The organism is Bacillus mycoides, assembly GCF_000832605.1.
Lineage (GTDB): Bacteria > Bacillota > Bacilli > Bacillales > Bacillaceae_G > Bacillus_A > Bacillus_A mycoides.
In genome coordinates this window covers 3,996,265-4,016,916 of the sequence record NZ_CP009692.1, presented here as the reverse complement: position 1 = coordinate 4,016,916, position 20,652 = coordinate 3,996,265, and the positions used below count along the sequence as shown (strand labels likewise).

General features: G+C 36.0%; 19 protein-coding genes and 3 other annotated features. Of the genes, 14 read left to right on the top strand and 5 right to left on the bottom strand.

Annotation, left to right across the window (positions count from 1 at the left end):
* Positions 1 to 50 precede the first annotated feature (50 nt).
* Positions 51 to 1,034 (bottom strand): ketoacyl-ACP synthase III, encoded by a 984-nt coding sequence (locus BG05_RS22345; RefSeq protein ID WP_002126759.1) that lies wholly within the window; start codon positions 1,032 to 1,034, stop codon positions 51 to 53.
* 182 nt (positions 1,035 to 1,216) lie between these two features.
* Here BG05_RS22345 and BG05_RS22340 point away from each other — a divergent pair, with 182 nt between their 5' ends.
* The 6 genes from BG05_RS22340 (at position 1,217) to BG05_RS22315 (ending at position 7,460) form a co-directional block, all read left to right on the top strand.
* A complete protein-coding gene (locus BG05_RS22340) occupies positions 1,217 to 1,768 on the top strand; it encodes a hypothetical protein (protein ID WP_016126767.1) in 552 nt (183 codons plus the stop codon).
* Positions 1,769 to 2,248: 480 nt separating this feature from the next.
* The gene (gene hflX / locus BG05_RS22335; protein ID WP_002126761.1) at positions 2,249 to 3,508 is read left to right on the top strand and encodes a GTPase HflX; all 1,260 of its coding nucleotides are present in this window, start codon (positions 2,249 to 2,251) and stop codon (positions 3,506 to 3,508) included.
* A 290-nt stretch (positions 3,509 to 3,798) separates the two neighbouring features.
* Entirely contained in the window at positions 3,799 to 5,010 is a 1,212-nt protein-coding gene (locus tag BG05_RS22330) for an MFS transporter (RefSeq protein WP_003188609.1), read from the top strand.
* A 10-nt stretch (positions 5,011 to 5,020) separates the two neighbouring features.
* The gene (gene cysK / locus BG05_RS22325) at positions 5,021 to 5,938 is read left to right on the top strand and encodes a cysteine synthase A (protein WP_003188607.1); all 918 of its coding nucleotides are present in this window, start codon (positions 5,021 to 5,023) and stop codon (positions 5,936 to 5,938) included.
* A gap of 94 nt (positions 5,939 to 6,032) precedes the next feature.
* Entirely contained in the window at positions 6,033 to 6,542 is a 510-nt protein-coding gene (locus BG05_RS22320; protein ID WP_016126768.1) for a GNAT family N-acetyltransferase, read from the top strand.
* A 93-nt stretch (positions 6,543 to 6,635) separates the two neighbouring features.
* Entirely contained in the window at positions 6,636 to 7,460 is an 825-nt protein-coding gene (locus BG05_RS22315; protein ID WP_003188604.1) for a DUF4037 domain-containing protein, read from the top strand.
* 41 nt (positions 7,461 to 7,501) lie between these two features.
* Here the strand turns inward: BG05_RS22315 and BG05_RS22310 are convergent, their stop codons facing one another.
* The gene (locus BG05_RS22310; RefSeq protein WP_003188602.1) at positions 7,502 to 9,136 is read right to left on the bottom strand and encodes a putative polysaccharide biosynthesis protein; all 1,635 of its coding nucleotides are present in this window, start codon (positions 9,134 to 9,136) and stop codon (positions 7,502 to 7,504) included.
* A 220-nt stretch (positions 9,137 to 9,356) separates the two neighbouring features.
* Positions 9,357 to 9,579, top strand: a binding site (T-box leader).
* A 298-nt stretch (positions 9,580 to 9,877) separates the two neighbouring features.
* Here BG05_RS22310 and BG05_RS22305 point away from each other — a divergent pair.
* On the top strand, positions 9,878 to 11,221 hold the full coding sequence (locus BG05_RS22305) for a sodium-dependent transporter (RefSeq protein ID WP_002126767.1): 1,344 nt from the start codon (positions 9,878 to 9,880) through the stop codon (positions 11,219 to 11,221).
* Between the two features lie 38 nt (positions 11,222 to 11,259).
* Here BG05_RS22305 and BG05_RS22300 read toward each other — a convergent pair whose 3' ends face one another.
* Positions 11,260 to 11,964: a polysaccharide deacetylase family protein gene (locus tag BG05_RS22300; protein WP_003188600.1), complete on the bottom strand. Its 705-nt coding sequence runs from the start codon at positions 11,962 to 11,964 to the stop codon at positions 11,260 to 11,262.
* A 326-nt stretch (positions 11,965 to 12,290) separates the two neighbouring features.
* On the opposite strand from BG05_RS22300, the gene BG05_RS22295 reads away from it, so the two are divergent.
* The 4 genes from BG05_RS22295 (at position 12,291) to BG05_RS22280 (ending at position 15,207) form a co-directional block, all read left to right on the top strand.
* Entirely contained in the window at positions 12,291 to 12,554 is a 264-nt protein-coding gene (locus BG05_RS22295; protein ID WP_002012161.1) for a CD3324 family protein, read from the top strand.
* Between the two features lie 155 nt (positions 12,555 to 12,709).
* Positions 12,710 to 13,396: a DUF421 domain-containing protein gene (locus BG05_RS22290; RefSeq protein WP_002126773.1), complete on the top strand. Its 687-nt coding sequence runs from the start codon at positions 12,710 to 12,712 to the stop codon at positions 13,394 to 13,396.
* 110 nt (positions 13,397 to 13,506) lie between these two features.
* On the top strand, positions 13,507 to 14,148 hold the full coding sequence (locus tag BG05_RS22285) for a FusB/FusC family EF-G-binding protein (protein ID WP_002126776.1): 642 nt from the start codon (positions 13,507 to 13,509) through the stop codon (positions 14,146 to 14,148).
* 162 nt (positions 14,149 to 14,310) lie between these two features.
* Positions 14,311 to 15,207, top strand: coding sequence for an RCC1 domain-containing protein (locus BG05_RS22280; RefSeq protein ID WP_002126777.1), 897 nt, complete (start codon positions 14,311 to 14,313; stop codon positions 15,205 to 15,207).
* 224 nt (positions 15,208 to 15,431) lie between these two features.
* On the opposite strand, the gene msrA is transcribed toward BG05_RS22280, so the two are convergent.
* Together msrA and BG05_RS22270 are read right to left on the bottom strand one after the other, a co-directional pair.
* Positions 15,432 to 15,968 carry a peptide-methionine (S)-S-oxide reductase MsrA gene (gene msrA, locus BG05_RS22275; RefSeq protein WP_002126778.1) on the bottom strand — a complete coding sequence of 179 codons (537 nt, stop codon included), beginning with the start codon at positions 15,966 to 15,968 and terminating at the stop codon, positions 15,432 to 15,434.
* A gap of 90 nt (positions 15,969 to 16,058) precedes the next feature.
* Positions 16,059 to 16,817, bottom strand: a complete 759-nt coding sequence (locus BG05_RS22270) for an SDR family oxidoreductase (protein WP_002126779.1) — start codon at positions 16,815 to 16,817, stop codon at positions 16,059 to 16,061.
* 258 nt (positions 16,818 to 17,075) lie between these two features.
* Positions 17,076 to 17,321, top strand: a binding site (T-box leader).
* A 67-nt stretch (positions 17,322 to 17,388) separates the two neighbouring features.
* Positions 17,389 to 17,627: a binding site (T-box leader), on the top strand.
* 151 nt (positions 17,628 to 17,778) lie between these two features.
* Here BG05_RS22270 and ilvE point away from each other — a divergent pair.
* From ilvE to BG05_RS22255, 3 genes are read left to right on the top strand one after another with little or no spacing between them, the layout of a single operon-like run.
* Complete coding sequence (gene ilvE, locus BG05_RS22265) at positions 17,779 to 18,678, top strand: branched-chain-amino-acid transaminase (protein WP_002168658.1); 900 nt, start codon at positions 17,779 to 17,781, stop codon at positions 18,676 to 18,678.
* A gap of 22 nt (positions 18,679 to 18,700) precedes the next feature.
* Positions 18,701 to 20,416 carry an acetolactate synthase large subunit gene (gene ilvB, locus BG05_RS22260; RefSeq protein ID WP_002126786.1) on the top strand — a complete coding sequence of 572 codons (1,716 nt, stop codon included), beginning with the start codon at positions 18,701 to 18,703 and terminating at the stop codon, positions 20,414 to 20,416.
* The gene (locus BG05_RS22255) at positions 20,413 to 20,643 is read left to right on the top strand and encodes an ACT domain-containing protein (protein ID WP_002126787.1); all 231 of its coding nucleotides are present in this window, start codon (positions 20,413 to 20,415) and stop codon (positions 20,641 to 20,643) included. Before ilvB ends, BG05_RS22255 begins: the two co-directional genes overlap by 4 nt.
* Positions 20,644 to 20,652: the final 9 nt, after the last annotated feature.

Below are 20,652 nucleotides of genomic sequence, written 5' to 3'. Positions count from 1 at the left end.
GAAATTAAAAAGAGGTTCTAGTTATTCCCTAGAACTTCTTTTTAATGTATTTAACTTAAATCCCATGCCACAATAAGCCCTAAATGCGTAAGCCCACCACCAAATCCGTATAGCAAAAGTGTGTCTCCGTTATTTAATCTTCCTTTTTTTCTAGCTAAATCTAAAGCGAGTGGAATAGAGACGGAAGATGTATTCCCCATATCTTCCACACTCGTTAATGTTTTTTGAATAGATATTTTTGATTTTTCGCAAATAGATTCAATCATTCTTAAGTTAGCACTATGTGGTATGAACCAGTCTATATCATCTATTTGCAAATTTGCAGTATGTAATAGTTCTTTTATGCCGTATGGTACTGTTCGTACAGCCCATTTATATACTTCTCTTCCATTTTGAACAATTTTTTCACTTGTTTGTAGTGGTGTGCCATTCATAGTAGTAGATAAGTTTGTTCTGTATAGATGAATGCCACCGTCACCGTTTGTTCCCATGTGAGCAGCGATAAAGCTTGGTTTGTTTTCATCTCTTTCTAATAAAATAGCTCCAGCGCCATCACCGAACAAAATACAGGACGTTCTATCGGTGTAATCAGTAACTTTAGATAATGTCTCTGTCGCTATGACGAGTACTTTTTGATGTGATCCAGAAGTGATTAAGCTATTACCGACATGCAGTCCGTATGTGAAACCAGCGCAAGTCGCATTTAAATCAAAAGCTAGTGTATGAGGTATGTTGAAGTATTGTTGTATTTGGCAAGCAACACTAGGGAAAACATAGTCAGCAGTAGTTGTAGCGACGATGATACAGTCAATATCCTCTAAGTTTTTCTTATATGTTGTACACAAATTTTCGATTGCTTTAATGGCTAAGTGTGAGGAGTATTCGTCTTCGTTAGCAATTCTTCTTTCTTTCATGCCTGTTCTTTGTACAATCCATTCATCATTCGTATGGACCATCTTTTCTAAATCGTTATTAGACAATACTTGATCTGGAACATAAGTACCAATTGCGGTAATACGAGATTTAGAATTCATAGGAACATCTCCTAACTTATTTTTATAACCTGATACTAATATCAGGTTATAAAAATGTCAATAAAGATTTTCTGTTTAATAAAATTAATATATTTTAATAAAAAGAAAGGGATTTGAGGAGTGATGTCCAAATAATATACGGAAAGCTTCTAAAATTGATACTTTGAAGGGGTCTGAGATTCTTGAAAAGAATCATTTATTTGTTGTCTCTTGTTTTAATTTGTAGCTTTACTTTTTTTATTTTGCCAGAGAAATCTTATGCTTGTGACTGTATTAATGTATCACCAGAAGATGCATTTCAAAAAAATGATGTGGTGTTTGAAGGTAAGGTGTTAGAAGTTCAAGAGAAAGGTGAAGGCGGAATTAAAACATTATTTGAAGTGAAGAAAATTTGGAAAGGGACAAGTTCTTCGCGAATTATTATATATACAAGTGTAAGTAGCTGTGCATTTCGTTTTGCAGAGGGAGGAGAGTACTTAGTCTTTTCTTCTTATAGAGGAGAGGAAAAGTTAGAGACATCTATCTGCAGTGGAACGAAGAGATTAGATGAGGCAGAGATTGAGAAAAATGCTTTAAGTCATATTGCAAAAGAGTCTGTTCCGACGAAGAAAGTGGATTTAAAAGATGAAATGGTAAGCGGTTTAAGTTGGTGGCAAGTAACTATCATTTCTATAGGTGTGTTATTGTTAATTGCTGTTGTTATTTTTATTGTGAGAAGAACTCGCAAAAAATGACGATTAAAGTAAAAATATAAAGATTTTCTTTCTGTTTCTATAGGTGGTTTAATCTTGTGAAAGCGAATTACTTATGCTACACTTTATGTAACTTAAAATGAACGGAGGGGCTTCCTTTGATCTTAATCAGATTACGTCTCAATACTTTGTGCCAATAATTGAATAGCGCTCAAAGGCTCTGTCTGTGTACAGAGTGAACGGGATTGGTCTGCCTATTTTAAAGGAACCCTTTATTAAGCTTATATGTGAAAAAGAGGGAGGGACGAATACGCCCTCTTTTTGTTTTGCCTTTATAAATAGAATGGGATAGTATAGGTGAACACTTGTTGGATACGTATACTATCTTGGGACTTTTTGACCATGTATAGGACGAAAGCACTGCTTTCTTCTATTTCTTTGGTGAACCCTTATCCGTTTACGAAAACACAGGCAGTGACCTGTGTTTTTTATTTTGCGTAATCGAAATGGAGGAATAAATATATGGAAGAATTATTACAAAGAGCAATATTAGTTGGAGTGAATTTAGGTAAGGAAGCTGATTTTGCATATTCGATGGAAGAGTTAGCAAATCTTACGGAAGCTTGTGATGTGGAAGTAATCGGTCAAGTGACGCAAAATTTACAACGAGTAAATCCGTCGCATTATATTGGAAAAGGGAAGATTGAAGAAGTAGCAGCGTATGTGAAAGAAGCAGATGCAAATATGGTCATCTTTAATGACGAATTATCTCCTTCACAAATTCGAAATTTAGAAGAGGATTTAGATTGTAAAGTAATTGATCGTACCATTTTAATTTTAGATATCTTTGCGCAACGTGCGAAAACGAAAGAAGCGCAGTTGCAAGTAGAAGTGGCCCATCTTCAGTACATGATGCCTCGTTTAATCGGTCTTCGTGAATCTTTAGGAAGACAAAGCGGGGGAGTTGGCACGAAAAATAAAGGTGTCGGTGAGAAGAAGTTGGAATTAGATCGTCGTAAAATTGAAGAACAAATTGCGGCTCTAAATAAAGAATTAGAAGCACTTGTTGCACAGCGCCAAACGCAGCGTAAACAACGTAAGAAAAATGAAATTCCAGTTGTGTCGTTAGTAGGATATACGAATGCAGGTAAATCAACGATAATGAATACAATGCTTGAAATTTTTAATGGTACTGTAGAGAAACAAGTATTTGAAAAAGATATGTTATTTGCGACGTTAGAGACATCTGTACGAAATATTGATTTGCCGGATAATAAATCATTTTTATTAACGGATACTGTTGGATTTGTAAGTAAGTTACCGCATCATCTTGTGAAAGCATTCCGTTCAACGCTAGAGGAAGTGGCGGAAGCAGATTTACTTATTCACGTTGTAGATTACTCAAATCCCAATTATGAGCAATTAATTGATATTACAAATGAAACGTTAAAGAAAATTGGCGTGGAAAATATCCCGACGATATATGCATATAACAAATCAGATTTGGTAGATGTTGAAATTCCGAAAGTGCAAGAAGATCGCGTTTATCTATCTGCGAAGAAACATGTTGGAATTAAAGAGCTTGTAGAAGTAGTTCGTTCACACATTTATAAAGAGTATACGAAGTGTGAAATGTTAATTCCGTATGATCAAGGGCAGGTAGTTTCGTATTTCAACAATCATGCACACGTTTTATCTACGAGTTATGAAAACGAAGGTACGAAAATGGCACTAGAATGTAAGACGAGTGATTATGAGAAATATAAGCGTTTTTCTATTTAATAAAAAAAGGCGACCCTAATATGTTTTAGGATCGTCTTTTTCTTCATAATTGCAAGCCTTCCTTTCGTCCTGCCTTAGTATAAAAGAAAATACAAAGAGTTCATATGAATAAATCCGACAAAGCAGATAGAAAAAATATATTTTTTTAGAAGTTGAATTTCTGGAAAAAGAAATGAAACCAGTATAGAATAGAAATGTTTCAAAACTCAGAATTTATTCTGATTAAAGTCTAAATTTATTACACTAACTGTAATAAATATATATTTTGTACAGGAAGGAGAAATACACATATGCAGGCAGTTTCACAAAAAAATACAGTAGAAACACCGACAATATATCGAATATTATTTGCGATTAGTTTCGGACATTTTTTGAATGATTCGATGCAAGCAGTTGTGCCAGCGTTGTTTCCTATTTTGGAAAAAACGATGAATTTATCCTATATGCAAGTAGGGTGGATTGCGTTTGCGTTAAATATGACGTCATCGATTATGCAGCCGGTTTTTGGGATGTATTCAGATAAGAAGCCGTCACCATTTTTATTACCGCTCGGTATGTTTTCGAGTATGCTTGGGATGATTGGACTCGCATTTGCACCGAATTTTATAGTTGTTATTATTTCTGTTTTATTTATTGGATTAGGTTCCGCGGTCTTTCATCCGGAGGGCGCTCGTGTTGCTTACATGGCAGCCGGTGCAAAACGAGGTTTAGCACAAGCGATTTATCAAGTGGGGGGAAATACAGGGAATTCTCTAGCACCTATTTTTACAGCATTAATTTTCGTTCCGCTCGGTCAAATTGGTTCTTTAGGTTTTACAGCCTTTGCAGCAGTAGGAATTGTATTACTAATTTTCGTATCAAATTGGTATAAAAATGAATTAGCCACTGGTGCTGTAAGAAGGAAAAAGAGGGCTGCACTTGAGGCGGAAAATGCGATTGTAAGTACGCACATTAAATTTGTTATTATACTTCTTGTTTTTCTAACATTTGTACGTTCTTGGTACGGTGCTGGTATCGGGAATTTCTATCAATTTTATTTAATAGAGCATTACGGTTTATCTATAAAAAATGCACAGTATTTCGTCTTCGCTTTTATGATTGCTGGTGTATTAGGTACTTTCTTTGGTGGTCCGTTAGCAGATAAATTCGGTAAGAAAAAGATAATTGTCTTTTCAATGCTCGGTTCAGCGCCGCTTGCACTTTTACTACCTCACGTTTCGCTCGTGTGGGTTGTACCATTATTTTTATGTATTGGTTTTATTAGTTCTAGTAGTTTTAGTGTAATTGTTGTATATGCACAAGAGCTTGTTCCTGGAAAAGTAGGGATGGTATCAGGGTTAATTGTTGGCCTTGCGTTTGGTCTTGGAGCATTAGGTGCTGTAGTCCTTGGAAAATTAGCTGATATGTATAGTCTTCAGTTTATTATGCTATTATGTAGTGGTTTACCATTAATTGGACTTACTTCATTGTTACTGCCGAATGATAAGAAAACGATAGAATAGGGGATGCGCTATGAAATTATGTGAAAATGTTACAGAATTAATAGGAGATACACCTGTCGTCCGATTATCTAAATTTATTCCAGAGGACGCAGCGGATGTGTATGTAAAACTGGAAATGTTTAATCCGTCACGCAGTGTGAAAGATCGTGCAGCCTATAATTTACTTCATGCCGCTGAGGAAAAGGGACTTATAAAACCTGGTGATACAATTATTGAACCGACAAGTGGAAATACAGGAATTGGCTTAGCGATGAATGCAGCTGCTAAAGGATATAAAGCGATTTTAATTATGCCAGATAATATGTCCAAAGAGCGTATTAATTTATTGAAAGCATACGGCGCAGAAGTAGTTTTAACACCAGCAGAACAAAGAATGCCAGGAGCAATTGCGAAGGCGGTAGCGTTACAAAAAGAAATTCCAAATAGTTTTATTCCGCAGCAATTTGAAAACCCAGCAAATCCGAATATACATCGTTATACGACTGCACTTGAAATTTATGAACAAATGGATGGAGATCTTGATGCATTTGTAGCAACGGCGGGAACGGGTGGAACAATTACAGGGACCGGTGAAACATTAAAAGAGAAACTACCAAACTTATATATTGCAGTAGTAGAACCGAAAGGATCACCAGTTTTATCTGGTGGTGTTCCAGGCCCTCATAAACTAGTAGGAACAAGTCCTGGTTTTATTCCAAAAAACTTAAATACAGAAGTGTATAACGAAATTATTCAAATTGCGGATGAAGAAGCATTAACTACAATGAGAAACTTAGCAAGACAAGAAGGCTTATTAGTAGGACCATCTTCAGGAGCTTCTGTGTACGCTGCAATTATGATTGCAAAACGCTTAGGCGCTGGTAAAAAAGTTTTATGTATTGCACCTGATACAGGTGAGCGTTATTTGAGTATGGGGCTATTTGAATAAAAGTGATAGAAGCACCTTAATAGTAAGGATGAAAATCCGCTATTAAGGTGTTTCTTTTAGAAAAATAGATAATGGGTGAGTGGGGAGAATGACAATGAAGCTATTGAAACCAACATACGAATATAGCGAACAAATTATGGAGTATAGGCAGGCGTTTTTACATTCAGGAGAAGAACCGCACGGTAGTTGTTCTTTACAAAATTTCGATTCTATTGGTGAATGGTTTGAAAAAGTAAGTACACAAGAAGGGGGGAATTTACCATCTAATCGAGTGCCATCTAGTCAGTTTTTTAGTGTTGAGAATGGAAAAATAATAGGTTTTGTGAATATTCGACACCGGTTAAATCCAGAGTTATTGTGGGAAAGCGGTCATATCGGTTATAGTGTTCATCCGAATAAACGTCGCCAAGGTTACGCAACTGAGCAACTGCAACTTTCATTGGCTGAGGCGCAAAAATTTGGGTTGAAGAAAGTGCTAATAACTTGTGATAAAGCTAATATTGGTTCGGCTAAAACGATTCAAAAGGTTGGCGGTGTGCTAGAAAATGAAGTAGTTTCTTCTAATTCTGGCGAAATTGTTCAGCGTTATTGGGTAGAAATATGATTTAGTGGAAATTTGAAAAGGTAATATAATGTTTAATATCGAAATAGATAAATAAAAAGTAAGGGGAGTACTGCAGTTTTAGGGGGAAATGCAATGGGATTAAAAGAGAAAGCGATAGAGGTGTCGGAGATTTATAGGCAAAACCAGAAAGTCGAAGCTATTATTTTAGCAGGATCTGTAGCGAGAAAGTTAGAAGATGAACATTCAGATATTGAATTACATATTTTATGGTCAGAACCACCAGAGGATGAAGAGCGTCTAGGTCCAATTAATAATATTGGTGGAACGATTTTGTCATATCATCCTTACGAGGACGAAGAATGGTCGGAAACGTATTTGACGAAAGAAGGAATTAAACTAGAGATTAGTAACTTTTTAACATTGACAGTAGAAAAAATTATTTCAGAAGTTATAGAGCAGTATGATATAAATTATGAGAAACAATGTATTGTATCATCGGTTCATGATGGTGTGAGTTTGTATGGAGAAGTAAAAGTACATGCTCTAAAAGAAAGAGTTGAAGCATTTCCAGAAGAACTGGCGAAAAGGATGATTTCAGAAAACCTTTGGTTAAGCAATCGTTGGCATAATCGAGAGGCGCTTTTAAAACGAAAAGACTGGCTTATGCTTTATGATGTTATTTGTGAAGTACAAAGGGATTTATTCGGTGTTTTATTCGGTTTGAATAGAATGTACGTGCACCATCCTGCATTTAAATGGATGGCTTATAATGTAGAGCGTATGAATATTAAACCTGAAAATCTATATGAGCGTATGGCGGATACGCTGATAGGGGAACCAGAGTATAGTGTACAGGAGTTAGAAGTGTTGATCGAAGAGGTATTACATTTAGTAGAACAATATGCTCCAGAATTAAATATTGCTGAACAACAAAAGCGCATTCAATATGCGAAGTAAAAAAACAAGAGATGTAACAACGCGTTACATCTCTTGTTTTTTTATTTTACTAACTTTCCTAATACAGGTAATCGTCGAATCCTATCACCGAGAATATGCGAAGCAAGTCCACTCGTTAATACGAATAAAAGATAAACAAGTCCTCCTGCTGATGCGCATATAAATACAATAATCAGTGATTCTACATAAGATTGGCCAGGAATAATCCAGCTTATAAATGCTCTTAATACGATCACAACAGCAGACATTGCTGCGGAGTAAATCGTAATAAGAAATACTGTTTTTGCTGTTTCGCCAATTTTAAATTTCGCAAACTTAACGATGCAGTACAACATAATAATATTTGAAACGAGATATCCGAGAATTGTTCCAAGTACAGCACCATGTCCACCGAATAAATGTAAGAGCGGTGTGTTCACCACAATTTTAACGAGAATACCGGCTGAGAATGCAATCATTGTTTTTCTTTGATAATCAATTCCTTGTAATATAGCAGCTGAAACTGTGAAAATTGCACTTAATACAGCAGAAGGTGCAAATGAAATTAAATATTGTGATCCACCAAGTGCAATTTCAGGATTTACATAAACCATACGGAATGCATCGTAAGCGATACTAGCAAGACCGAATGCGGCTGGGATAGTGAAGAATAATAATACTTGAAATATCTTTGAAATTTGTCCTTGTAATTCATCTAGCTTCCCGCTTGTAAATGATTTCGTTATAGCCGGAATAATTGTTAATGAGAATCCAGTTGCAAGTGAAGCCGGAATCATAATTAACTTTTGGGCATAGTTCGTTATATAAGCGAAAACTGCATTCGCGGTTTCTAAAGGTTCTCCCATTGCTCTAAGGACATCAGCTACGGTATATTGATCTACTAACGTATAGAGCGGGATTGCAATGCCTACAAATACAATTGGAATTGCATAACGTAGTAATTCCATATAAATACTTTTTAACGGAATGTTTGATGATCTCGTTTTCAGCTCACCTTCAGGAGGTTTTAATCCATTATATTTTTTCCAGTACATCATTAAAATAGAGACGCTTGCAAGTGCCCCGATAACAGCACCAAATGTAGCAACTGCAACAGAAGAAGCTACTGAACCTCCTAATAGCTTTGAGACGATAAAACTACCAACTAAAATGAAAACGACACGTGCGATTTGTTCTACGACTTGAGAAACAGCACTTGGTTTCATATGTTGAAAACCTTGGAAATAACCACGTGTAACACTCATAGCTGGTACGATAATAAGCGCGAAGCTTAATGCTCGCATTGTAAGTGTTACGTCTGCGATAAATTGTGGATCTGGTGTTTTCGAGCGAATAATAAATTGTGATATGTACGGTGCTCCAATAAATAAAGTTAAAAATCCTAAAAAGCCCATAAACATCATTAATTTTACGCTCGAGTTATACAATTTTTTACTTGTACTATAATCACCAAGTGCATTATGTTTTGCAACAAATTTTGAGACGGCAATAGGAATACCAGCTGTTGAAAAGCTTAATAAAATACCGTACCAAGAGTATGCGTATCCATATAAAGCGACCCCTTGCGTTCCAACTAATAATTGAAAGGGGAAAAAGTATATAAAACCTAAAATTCGTGAAATCATTGTTGCACCACTTAATAAAGCGGTACCTTTTAAAACTTTTGAAGTAGACAAAATTCTTTCCTCCTACTCGTGCTGTCTTGCATTTATCGTATACTACTATAAACCTGCTAGAGAAGTTAATACAGTATAAACCATAAATGTTCTAATACTATTCATACAAAAGTCATATTTTGAATCTTTAAATAGAATGTAATGCATAAAAATTCAAAATATAAGTTGACACTATTTTTAATATATGATAAAAATGATAGTAATCAATTCGGAAAATAATATTTGGGCAATGAAAGGGTATAGTAGTGAATATCTCCCTATTTCAGAGAGCTGATGGTTGGTGTGAATCAGTATATAGATTATTCATGAAGTTCGTCCTGGAGCATCTTTCATAAATCTCACATTATGAGGAAATGAAAGACGGTAGTTTATACCGTTATCAAATAAAGTGGTGAAGATTGTTTCACAACTAGGGTGGTACCGCGATATTTATCGTCCCTACGTATTTACGTAGGGACGTTTTTTATTTAGGTCCTAATTTTGGTGTGGCTTCATAACTAGGGTGGTACCGCGATATTTTATCGTCCCTACGTATTTGCGTAGGGACGTTTTTTATTTAGGTCCTAACTTTGGTGTATCTTCACAACTAGGGTGGTACCGCGATATTTTTGTCGTCCCTACGTATTTACGTAGGGACGTTTTTTATTAGGGAGGAAGTGAACGTATTAGAAAAGAGTATGGATAGGACAATATAAATACCGGATTGTAAAACAGAAAAAGATAAAGAGAGGAGATTAACAAATGAATTCACAGCAATGGACATCGAAATTAGGTTTCGTATTAGCTGCAGCAGGTTCAGCAATTGGTCTAGGGGCGATTTGGAAGTTCCCGTATATGGCCGGAATTGGAGGGGGCGGCGCGTTCTTCCTTATTTTCATCGGTTTCACATTATTAATTGGTTTACCGCTATTATTAGCTGAATTCGTTATCGGAAGAAGTACACAAAAAGAGGCTGTTGATGCGTATAGCGAAATCGCACCAAAAACACTATGGCCTTGGTTAGGTAAATTAGGGATTGTAACTTGTTTCATACTACTTTCTTTCTACAGTGTTGTAGGGGGATGGATTTTACTATATTTATGGAATGCAATTACAGGTAGACTATGGGAAGGAAATGGGGCATACGAAGCTACGTTTGGTGAAATCATTTCCAATCCATATTTAGCAGTTGGATCACAGCTATTATTCATCCTTATTACTATTTTTATCGTAAGTAAAGGTGTACAAAATGGTGTTGAAAAAGTAAATAAATATTTCATGCCAGCATTATTCGTATTATTCTTTGTACTAATTGTTCGTGCACTTACTTTAGACGGTGCTGGAGAAGGAGTTCGATTCTTCTTACAACCTGATTTCTCAAACGTAACGTCAGAAATCATTTTATATGCAATGGGGCAATCGTTCTTCTCACTATCTGTTGGTGTAGCCGTTATGGTAACGTATAGCTCGTACTTACCGAAAGAAGAAAGTTTACCGCGTTCAGCATTTTCTATCGTAGCTTTAACGCTTGTGATTACATTACTTGCAGGACTAGCAATTTTCCCAGTTGTATTCGCATTTGGAATGGAACCATCTCAAGGACCGGGACTATTATTTATCGTATTACCAGCTATTTTCAGTAAAATGGCGTTCGGAAAATTATTCTTCATTGTTTTCTTATTACTATTCTTCTTTGCTACTATTACATCAGCAATTTCGATGTTAGAAATTAGTGTTGCGTCTTTAACAACTAAAGGTAAAAGTAAAGGGAAACGTGAAAAAATGGCATTAATTGTTGGCTTGTTAATCTTTGTTGTAGGGGTTCCATCAGCCTTATCGTTTGGTTTGTTAAGTGATGTGAAACCATTTGGGAAAACAATTTTTGATTTAGCAGACTATGCGGTTAGTAACATACTAATGCCACTTGGTGTTTTATTAGTTTCCATCTTTGTCCCTTTAAAAATGAAGAAAGATGTATTAATGAAAGAGCTTGGTGTAAGTAAAAATAAAGGCTATAAACTATTCGTATTATGGTTATTCTTACTTCGCTATATTGCACCAATTGCGATTATTATCGTATTCCTAAATGTGCTTGGAATTATATAAAAGAAAGGTAGCGTATCGAGATATGATACGCTACCTTTTTATTTTGCTTTTTTTTGCAATTCGTTTACTGTCACGAATTGATAGCCCTTTTTAGATAAAGAGTCTAAAATACCTTCAATAGTTTGCAGATTTTCATTAGATTCATCGTACATAGGGTGCAATAAAATGATAGAACCTGGTTTTACATTTTTACTAACATATTCAATTTTATCAGCTGTAGATGTATAAAAAGTATCAGGTTCAAGGTCCCATGTGATTGTTTCGATATTATTTTTATTTAAATAATAGGGCAGACCAATTAGCTTTTTACCGTTAGGTGGTCTAAAATCAATTTCGCCTGTAAATCCTGTTTGGCGGATTAATGAATTCGTTTTTTCTATTTCTTCTTTAATAAAAGAAGGTGTTTTAAAAACCATTCTGTTATGAGAATATGTATGATTTCCAAGTTGGTGTCCAGAGTGTACGATAGCTTCTCCTAACGATAGGTTTTTCTCTAATTCATTTCCGATTAAAAAGAAAGTAGCTTTTGCATTGTATCGATCTAGTAGCGGTAATATTTGTTTAACATTGTTAGTAGGACCATCATCAAAAGTTAAAGCAATCACTTTTTCATTTGTTTCTACTCGGTTTGTTAAACCTCCAAACAATTGAAAACTTCTTGCGTTCATCAATTTGTATGTTCCGAATAATGCTACAGTAATAATGAATAATGTAACGATTGTAATGGTTATATTCTTTTTCATAACGCAACCTCACTATACTTTTGGATTGGACTAAAAAGTATTATATCAAACTAAGTAACTTCGTGCTTTAAAAAGGATGTGGATGCAAGGGGAAGAAATTTATCATATAATAAAATGCAAAAGGTATATTAGGAGGTATTGATATGGCGATTACAATTCAATTGCCAGACACTGCAGCGTCTCATGCAAAGCCAAGTATGGAAATGGCGATACTTTGCGTGGGGTAGACAAGTAATATACAATCGCCTAAATGAGCTCGTATCATTTTTTATATTTGGCTTTGCACCTTATTGAAATGAACCATAAAAAATAAGGGGCGAGCAGAAATGAAATATGTTAAAGCTGCGACGGTTTTACCAGAAAGTTTAATTGCTGAAATTCAAAAGTATATACAAGGTGAAACAATTTACATTCCAAAACAAGAAACAAAACATTATAAATGGGGTACACAATCTGGAGGAAGAAAACAACTAGATGAAAGAAACAAAGCTATTAAAGAAGCGTTTAAAAGTGGAATTTCCATTCATCAACTTGCGGAGGAGCATTTTCTTTCCGGAGAAACGATTAAAAAGATTGTGTATTCTAAATGAAAATAAAAGAGTCTAGTTCAATTATTAAATTGAACTAGACTCTTTTTGTTTTGTATCTATTGGATATGAATGGGCAAGATAATAGAAAAAATGTGCCGGCTTTTTACTAAATAGAATATAGAGCATTTGAGTGAAAAGCAGAAAGGTGAGCATATATGAATCATCTAGGACAAATAACGATAGAACTATTTTTTGGTTTTTTTGTGCTATTGATTGCTACTAAAATATTAGGGAAGACACAAATATCTCAGTTAACGCCATTTGATTTTATTTCTGCCATAGTTCTCGGAGAATTAGTAGGAAATACTATATATGATCCGGAAATAAAAGTATGGTCTATTTTATATGCAGTACTTGTATGGGTAGTGTTAATTTATACAATAGAAGTGATAACGCAAAAATTTAGAGGGACGAGAAGTTTTTTTGAAGGCTCTCCGTCAATCATTATCCGTAATGGATATATTGACCGGGAACAACTAAGTTCAAATCATTTGGACATTAATCAACTACAACAAATGCTAAGACAACAAAAAGATATATTTTCAATCCGAGAAGTTGAATATATGATTTTGGAACCTAATGGAAACATAAGTGTTCTGAAGAAAAGCAAATATGAATCTCCTACTATAAATGATTTAAGTTTAAAACATAAACCTGTATACTTACCGATTTCATTAATTAGTGATGGAAAAGTAGTGAAAGATAATTTGAGGGAAGCAGGTTTTGATGAAGGATGGCTTTATAAACAAATAAAGCAAAAAGGGATTACTAAATTTGAAGATGTATTATATGCAGAATGGAAAACAGATGATGGTTTTTTTTGTCAGGAAATGCCTCGGTAGAACATAGTCAGAGTATGTAATGTTCATTTCTAAGTTATCTTTTACATATCAAAAAGCTGAATCATTGTATACAATAAGACTAGATCAACAATTTGTATGGAGTGATAAAGATGGAAGCTTTTATTAGAAGTGATCAATACAATTTTATAAAGTCACAAGCTTATATTTTAGCAAATGGGCATGCAACGGCAAATGATAGAGGTGTAATTCAAGCGTTAAAATCACTTGCGATTGAAAAGATAATACATGTATTTGAGAATTTAACGGATGAACAGAAAGAGTTAATTGATACGGTATTAACAGTTCAAAATAGAGAAGATGCAGAATCGTTTTTAATGAAAATAAATCCGTATGTCATTCCGTTTCAGGAAGTTACAGCACAAACATTAAAAAAATTATTTCCTAAAGCGAAAAAATTAAAACTTCCTGATATGGAAGAACTGGACATGAAAGAATTATCTTATTTAAGCTGGATTGATAAAGGGTCAAGCAGGAAATTTATTATAGCGAAAAATGATAAAAATAAGTTTGTTGGTCTGCAAGGAACATTTCAAAGTTTAAATAAAAAAAGCATTTGTTCATTATGTCATGGGCATGAAGAAGTAGGAATGTTTTTAGTTGAAATTAAAGGTGATGTACCAGGAACTTTCGTTAGAAAGGGAAACTATATTTGCAAAGATGGTGTAGCTTGTAATCATAATATGAAATCGCTTGATAAGTTACAGGATTTTATTGAGAGACTAAAGAAATAAAATAGAAGACCTCTAGTATTTAAACTGGAGGTTTTTATTTTTGAAGAAGAAGTAATAGGTTCCTTTGGAGATGTAGATTTATAAAAAAGTTAGTTCATTTATAATGAAATTTGATGAAAATATCTATTTGGATACAGTTGCTTATATGCAAGGAGGTAAAACATGAATTACATTTCACCGAAAGAAGAGGTGTTAAAAGTGAAACGGTGGCCTAAAGATACGATAGCGGCGGGTCGTGGTCATACCGTTGCTCTTAAATCAGATGGCACGGTGGTAGCAATGGGACGAAATAAAGAAGGTGAATGCCATGTAAGCGGCTGGTGTAATATTGAAGCAGTCGCAGCGGGCAATGTTCATATGGCGACGAACACGGGTAATGCTCATACAATCGCTCTTAAATGTGATAATACTGCGGTTGCAGTGGGGTGGAATAAGCATGATCAATGTGATGTAAACGACTGGCATAATATTGTATCGGTTGCGGCGGGCTGGCGTCGTACCTTTGGCCTGAAACCGGATGGCACGGTGATAGCGGTGGGACGAAATAAAGAAGGAGAATGCAATATAAGTAGCTGGCGTGATATTGTGGCGATAGCGGTGGGTGACTGGCATACAGTCGGTCTTAAATTGGACGGAACGGTGACGACTGTGGGTAATAATCGGTATGACCAATGCAATGTAAGTAGCTGGCATGATATTGTGGCGATAGCGGCGGGATATCTTCATACAGTTGGTATTACATCTGACGGTATGGTGACGGCTGTGGGTAATAATAAACAGGGTCAATGTGATGTAAGAGAGTGGCGCAATATTGTGGCAATAGCGGCAGGGAGTAATCATACAATCGGACTTAAATTAGACGGTACCGTGGTGGCAGTGGGCTGGAATGAGTATGGTCAATGTAATGTAAGTGATTGGCGCGATATTGTAGCGATAGCGGCTGGTTGTGCGCATACGGTCGGACTTAAATCAGACGGCACGGTGGTCGCGGTAGGTAATAATGAATTTGGCCAATGTGATGTAGGTAACTGGAACGGTATTCGACTGCCGGTTAATTAGTTTTAACGACTGGATGATTCAACCATTTTATTAGTTTTAATATTTGTTGATGAGGAATAAAAATATTAAAATCTCAATAAATCGTTAGTACTATTATTCTATTCTAGGAGTAATTATGGCGTAAGATATGTAGGAAATGATCAAACGTGAATTTGCTGAATAAGAATCCTTTTTCAAAGATAAAAACGCATCGCACTTTAAAAAGAAAGCACGATGCGTTTTTATTATTTTTTTTGCCAATTTTCTTTTATAAAGTCTTCACGGCCAGATTCTTTTTGCTCGTTAGCATATTTCTCTGGATTCTTTTTATAGAAATGTTGGTGGTACTCTTCTGCTTCATAAAAAGGTGCAGCAGGAAGAATTTCAGTCACAATAGGATCTTTAAACATACCGCTTTCTGCTAGAGTTTGCTTCGATTTTTCTGCAAGCTCTTTTTGTGTTTCATTATGATAAAAAATTGCTGTGCGGTAAGAGGGACCACGGTCAAAGAATTGTCCGCCATCATCAGTTGGATCGATTTGCGGCCAATATAAATCTAGTAATTTTTGATAAGGAAAAATAGAAGGATCGAATGTAATTTGTACAACTTCTAAATGTCCAGATGTTCCAGTCTTTACTTGTTCGTATGTTGGGTTTTCTACATGACCACCTGCATAGCCGGAAAGTACTTTTTGAATACCGGGAAGCTCATCAAATGGTTTTACCATGCACCAAAAACAACCGCCTGCGAAGGTTGCGAGTTCGTATGTTTTTTCAGACATTGCTGTAATCCTCCTAAATGTATATGTTTTATATAGTATTATATAAATTGTTTTATTGCGCAATAAAAAAGATTTGAAAATATATGTTTTTTATAAACAAGATCCTCCGCTAACATCAATTAATTGTCCAGTAACCCAGCGGCTGTCTGGAGAAGCAAGAAAAGCAGCAGTATCGGCAATATCTTCTACTTCACCTAAGCGATTGAAGGCGGAAATAGTAGTAGCGTACTGTTTCATCATTGGGTCGCTCAATAGTTCTGCGTTCATATCTGTTTTAATAAAGCCTGGAAGTATTGCATTTACTGTTATTCCTCGTGCTCCGAGTTGTTTTGCAAGCGTGAAAGTCATCGTGTTAATTGCACCTTTCGTCATACTATATGCAACGAAATCAGGCAAAGAAATGCGGGTGGCAGCTGATGAAATATTAATAATTCGGCTATTATCACGTAAACGTGGTAGTGCTTGTTGAATGATAAAGAATGGTGCTTTTGCATTTACTGAAACCATTCTATCAAAAAATTGTTCAGTCGTTTCTTCAATAAAAGCACCAGGACCGATTCCAGCGTTGTTTATTAAAATATCAAATTGTGTTCCACCAGTTCTTTTTTGTAATTCGTTATCTAAAGAAATATACAGGTTGTCTACACCGTGTAAAGATTCAAGATTTGCACCGATAGAAAAAGCTAATCCGCCATTTGATTGAATTTCATGAACAGTTTCTTCAGCATCTTCTTTTCGATTTCCATAATGAACAGCAACTAATGCACCGTCGTTTGCTAACCGTTTTGCGATAGCACGCCCAATTCCTCGGCTTGCTCCTGTAACTAATGCTATTTTTCCTTTTAACATAGTTTTCTCATCTCCTCATAAATTTTATATGTTTTTAAGTTGTTTTTCTTTATGTAGTAATGCGAACATACTTAAGTAATATATGAGTATGTGTAAGAAGTTCATTCCGATTTTGTTTTGAGAAAAAATAAATAGATTTCTAGTGAATAGAATGAATTTTAATTTTTTTCTAAAAACATGTTGACAATGAAAAGAACCGCGTCCTATAATACGTGTAACAAATAAAAGTGAATTAAGAATTTTCTAACTTTATATGTTGTATATGCAAAGAAGAGGAAAGTAGATGATTATGGTCGTTTCAGAGAGCTACTCCTAGGCTGAGAGAGTAGTAGCAATCGAATCATTGAAGATCACCTCGGAGCATCGCTTGCGAAAGGGAAACTGAGTAGAGGGCGGCGGCATCGTCTCCGGTAAAAGGACGGAGGTCTGATTGGACCTATGAAGCTTATATTTCGTGAGAAGTATAAGGAAGCTGAGTGGTAACGCGAAACTCTCGCCTCAGCAATCAAAGCTACTAATTTGTAGTAGTTGATTGCTGAGGCGAGAGTTTTTATTTTAAAAAATAGAATAAAAGAATGCGAGGAAGAGGAGAGTAAATGATAAAGATTGTTTCAGAGAGCCGCCCAAAGGCTGTGAGGGTGGTAACAATTGAATCATTGAAAATCACCTCGGAGCACTGCTTTTGAAGTTAGTAAAAAGTAGCGGAGTTGTTTCCGATAGAAAAACAAAAGTCTAATTGGACTTGCAGAGCTTATATTTCGTGAGAAGTGTAAGGAAGCTGAGTGGTACCACGAGTCTCTCGTCTCAGCAATGGATTGCTACAAGTGTGTAAGTAATCGATTGTTGAGACGAGTATATTTTTAAAGTTAGTATACTGAATATTCTGTTAAAAATACTCATCTCAGCAATCGATATAGAAATAGATTGCAAAAACAGAGATAAAACAGAGGAGCGATGTGAGATGGGAAACCAGTCCATCTATATGAATGGGGAATTTGTAGAGAAAGAAAAGGCAGTTGTTTCAGTATATGATCACGGTTTTTTATACGGAGACGGTGTATTTGAAGGGATTCGTAGTTACGGAGGAAATGTATTTTGTTTAAAAGAACATGTGAAACGATTATATGAATCGGCGAAATCTATTTTACTTACAATTCCAATGACGGTAGATGAAATGGAAGAAGCAGTTGTACAAACATTGCAAAAAAATGAATACACGGATGCCTACATTCGATTAATTGTTTCAAGAGGAAAAGGTGACTTAGGGCTCGATCCGAGAAGCTGTGTGAAACCGAGCGTAATTATCATTGCAGAACAATTAAAGTTATTCCCTCAGGAATTTTATGATAATGGACTAAGCGTTGTGTCTGTTGCATCAAGACGTAATACGCCAGACGCATTAGACCCACGCATTAAGTCAATGAACTATTTAAATAACGTGCTTGTAAAAATTGAAGCGGCACAAGCGGGAGTGCTAGAGGCTCTTATGTTAAATCAACAAGGATATGTTTGTGAAGGGTCTGGAGATAATGTTTTCATTGTGAAAGATGGAAAAGTGTTAACACCTCCTTCGTACTTAGGGGCGCTAGAAGGTATTACGAGAAATAGTGTGATTGAGTTATGTGAGCGTCTAAGTATTCCATGTGAGGAAAGGCCATTTACTCGCCATGACGTATATGTAGCAGATGAAGTGTTTTTAACAGGAACTGCAGCGGAACTAATTCCTGTAGTGAAAGTAGATTCAAGAGAAATTGGAGATGGAAAACCAGGAGATGTAACAAAAAGATTAACCGAAGAATTTAAAAAATTAACGAGAGAAAGAGGAGTACGTGTTCCAGGATTGGCGGCAAGTTTAGCGTAAATAGGGAGAGGAGTTAATTAAAATGGAGGAACAGTATACAGCATGTGATGAACTGCAGAGTGAAGAAGCTACAGGTGCTGGACACGTTATTCAATGTTTGAAGAAATTAGGTGTAACGACCGTTTTCGGTTATCCAGGCGGAGCGATTTTACCAATATACGATGCGTTATACGAAAGTGGTTTAAAGCACGTGTTAACTCGTCATGAACAAGCTGCAATTCATGCAGCGGAAGGATATGCGAGAGCTTCTGGAAAGGTTGGGGTAGTCTTTGCTACCTCTGGCCCAGGGGCGACGAATTTAGTTACGGGTTTAGCAGATGCTTATATGGATTCGATTCCTTTAGTTGTCATTACAGGGCAAGTTGCAACGCCTTTAATTGGTAAAGACGGATTTCAAGAAGCGGATGTTGTCGGAATTACAGTACCTGTTACGAAGCATAATTACCAAGTTCGTGATGTAAATCATTTATCACGAACTGTGCAAGAAGCTTTTTACATCGCCGAAAGCGGGCGACCGGGACCGGTATTAATCGATATTCCAAAAGATGTTCAAAATGCAAATGTAATATGTTTCTTTAATGAAGAAGTGGAGATTCCAGGATATAAACCAGAACCTTTGTCAGACAGTTTGAAACTGAGGGAGGTAGCAAAATCAATTTCAAAAGCAAAACGCCCACTCCTTTATATCGGGGGAGGCGTCATTCATTCAGGCGGATCTGAAGAACTCATCAAGTTTGCGAGGGAGAATCGTATTCCAGTCGTTTCAACTTTAATGGGACTGGGTGCATATCCGCCGGGAGATCCGTTGTTTTTAGGAATGCTCGGTATGCATGGAACGTACACTGCAAATATGGCAGTAACAGAATGTGACTTATTACTGGCGTTAGGTGTTCGTTTCGATGATCGTGTAACAGGAAAATTAGAACTTTTTTCTCCGCATTCGAAAAAAGTACATATTGATATTGATCCTTCTGAGTTCCATAAAAATGTAACTGTAGAGCATCCGATTGTTGGTGATGTGAAAAAGGCGCTACATATGCTATTACATATGTCTATTTATTCACAAACAGATGAATGGCTTCAGAAAGTGAAGAAATGGCAAGAAGAATATCCACTTTCATATAAGCAAAAAGAATTTGAGTTAAAACCACAGCATGTTATCAACTTAGTAAGTGAATTAACGAATGGTGAAGCGATTGTCACGACAGAGGTAGGACAGCATCAAATGTGGGCTGCTCACTTTTATAAAGCGAGAAAACCACGGACTTTCCTAACATCAGGGGGATTAGGGACGATGGGATTTGGTTTTCCAGCAGCAATTGGTGCTCAGCTTGCAAAAGAAGAAGAACTTGTCATCTGTATTGCTGGTGATGCTTCTTTCCAAATGAACATTCAAGAGCTGCAAACAATTGCTGAAAATAATATTCCTGTCAAAGTATTCATCATAAACAACAAATTTTTAGGAATGGTAAGGCAATGGCAAGAAATGTTTTATGAAAACCGTTTGTCGGAATCGAGAATTGGGTCACCAGATTTTGTGAAAGTAGCAGAAGCTTATGGTGTAAAAGGGCTAAGAGCAACAAATTCGTTTGAGGCGAAAAAGGTAATGCTAGAAGCATTTTCTCATGAAGGTCCTGTCGTAGTTGACTTTTGTGTAGAAGAAGGTGAGAACGTTTTTCCGATGGTTCCGCCAAACAAAGGGAATAACGAAATGATTATGAAGAGGTGGGAAGAATGAGTCATACTTTTTCATTAGTTATTCATAATGATCCGAGCGTCTTATTACGTATAAGCGGAATTTTTGCTCGGCGTGGTTATTATATTTCTTCTTTAAGCTTAAACGAAAGAGATACAAGTGGTGTTTCTGAAGTGAAACTAACAGCAGTTTGTACTGAAAATGAAGCAACGTTACTTGTCAGTCAGTTGAAAAAATTAATCAATGTACTGCAAGTAAATAAATTATAAGGAGTGTAT

What these genes read in the sequence shown, in the direction of transcription:
- BG05_RS22345 (WP_002126759.1), bottom strand. Translation starts at nt 1,034, where the DNA reads ATGAATTCTAAATCTCGTATTACCGCAATTGGTACTTATGTTCCAGAT.
- hflX (WP_002126761.1), top strand. Translation starts at nt 2,249, where the DNA reads ATGGAAGAATTATTACAAAGAGCAATATTAGTTGGAGTGAATTTAGGT.
- BG05_RS22330 (WP_003188609.1), top strand. Translation starts at nt 3,799, where the DNA reads ATGCAGGCAGTTTCACAAAAAAATACAGTAGAAACACCGACAATATAT.
- cysK (WP_003188607.1), top strand. Translation starts at nt 5,021, where the DNA reads ATGAAATTATGTGAAAATGTTACAGAATTAATAGGAGATACACCTGTC.
- BG05_RS22320 (WP_016126768.1), top strand. Translation starts at nt 6,033, where the DNA reads ATGAAGCTATTGAAACCAACATACGAATATAGCGAACAAATTATGGAG.
- BG05_RS22315 (WP_003188604.1), top strand. Translation starts at nt 6,636, where the DNA reads ATGGGATTAAAAGAGAAAGCGATAGAGGTGTCGGAGATTTATAGGCAA.
- BG05_RS22305 (WP_002126767.1), top strand. Translation starts at nt 9,878, where the DNA reads ATGAATTCACAGCAATGGACATCGAAATTAGGTTTCGTATTAGCTGCA.
- BG05_RS22300 (WP_003188600.1), bottom strand. Translation starts at nt 11,964, where the DNA reads ATGAAAAAGAATATAACCATTACAATCGTTACATTATTCATTATTACT.
- BG05_RS22295 (WP_002012161.1), top strand. Translation starts at nt 12,291, where the DNA reads ATGAAATATGTTAAAGCTGCGACGGTTTTACCAGAAAGTTTAATTGCT.
- BG05_RS22290 (WP_002126773.1), top strand. Translation starts at nt 12,710, where the DNA reads ATGAATCATCTAGGACAAATAACGATAGAACTATTTTTTGGTTTTTTT.
- BG05_RS22285 (WP_002126776.1), top strand. Translation starts at nt 13,507, where the DNA reads ATGGAAGCTTTTATTAGAAGTGATCAATACAATTTTATAAAGTCACAA.
- BG05_RS22280 (WP_002126777.1), top strand. Translation starts at nt 14,311, where the DNA reads ATGAATTACATTTCACCGAAAGAAGAGGTGTTAAAAGTGAAACGGTGG.
- msrA (WP_002126778.1), bottom strand. Translation starts at nt 15,968, where the DNA reads ATGTCTGAAAAAACATACGAACTCGCAACCTTCGCAGGCGGTTGTTTT.
- BG05_RS22270 (WP_002126779.1), bottom strand. Translation starts at nt 16,817, where the DNA reads ATGTTAAAAGGAAAAATAGCATTAGTTACAGGAGCAAGCCGAGGAATT.
- ilvE (WP_002168658.1), top strand. Translation starts at nt 17,779, where the DNA reads ATGGGAAACCAGTCCATCTATATGAATGGGGAATTTGTAGAGAAAGAA.
- ilvB (WP_002126786.1), top strand. Translation starts at nt 18,701, where the DNA reads ATGGAGGAACAGTATACAGCATGTGATGAACTGCAGAGTGAAGAAGCT.
- BG05_RS22255 (WP_002126787.1), top strand. Translation starts at nt 20,413, where the DNA reads ATGAGTCATACTTTTTCATTAGTTATTCATAATGATCCGAGCGTCTTA.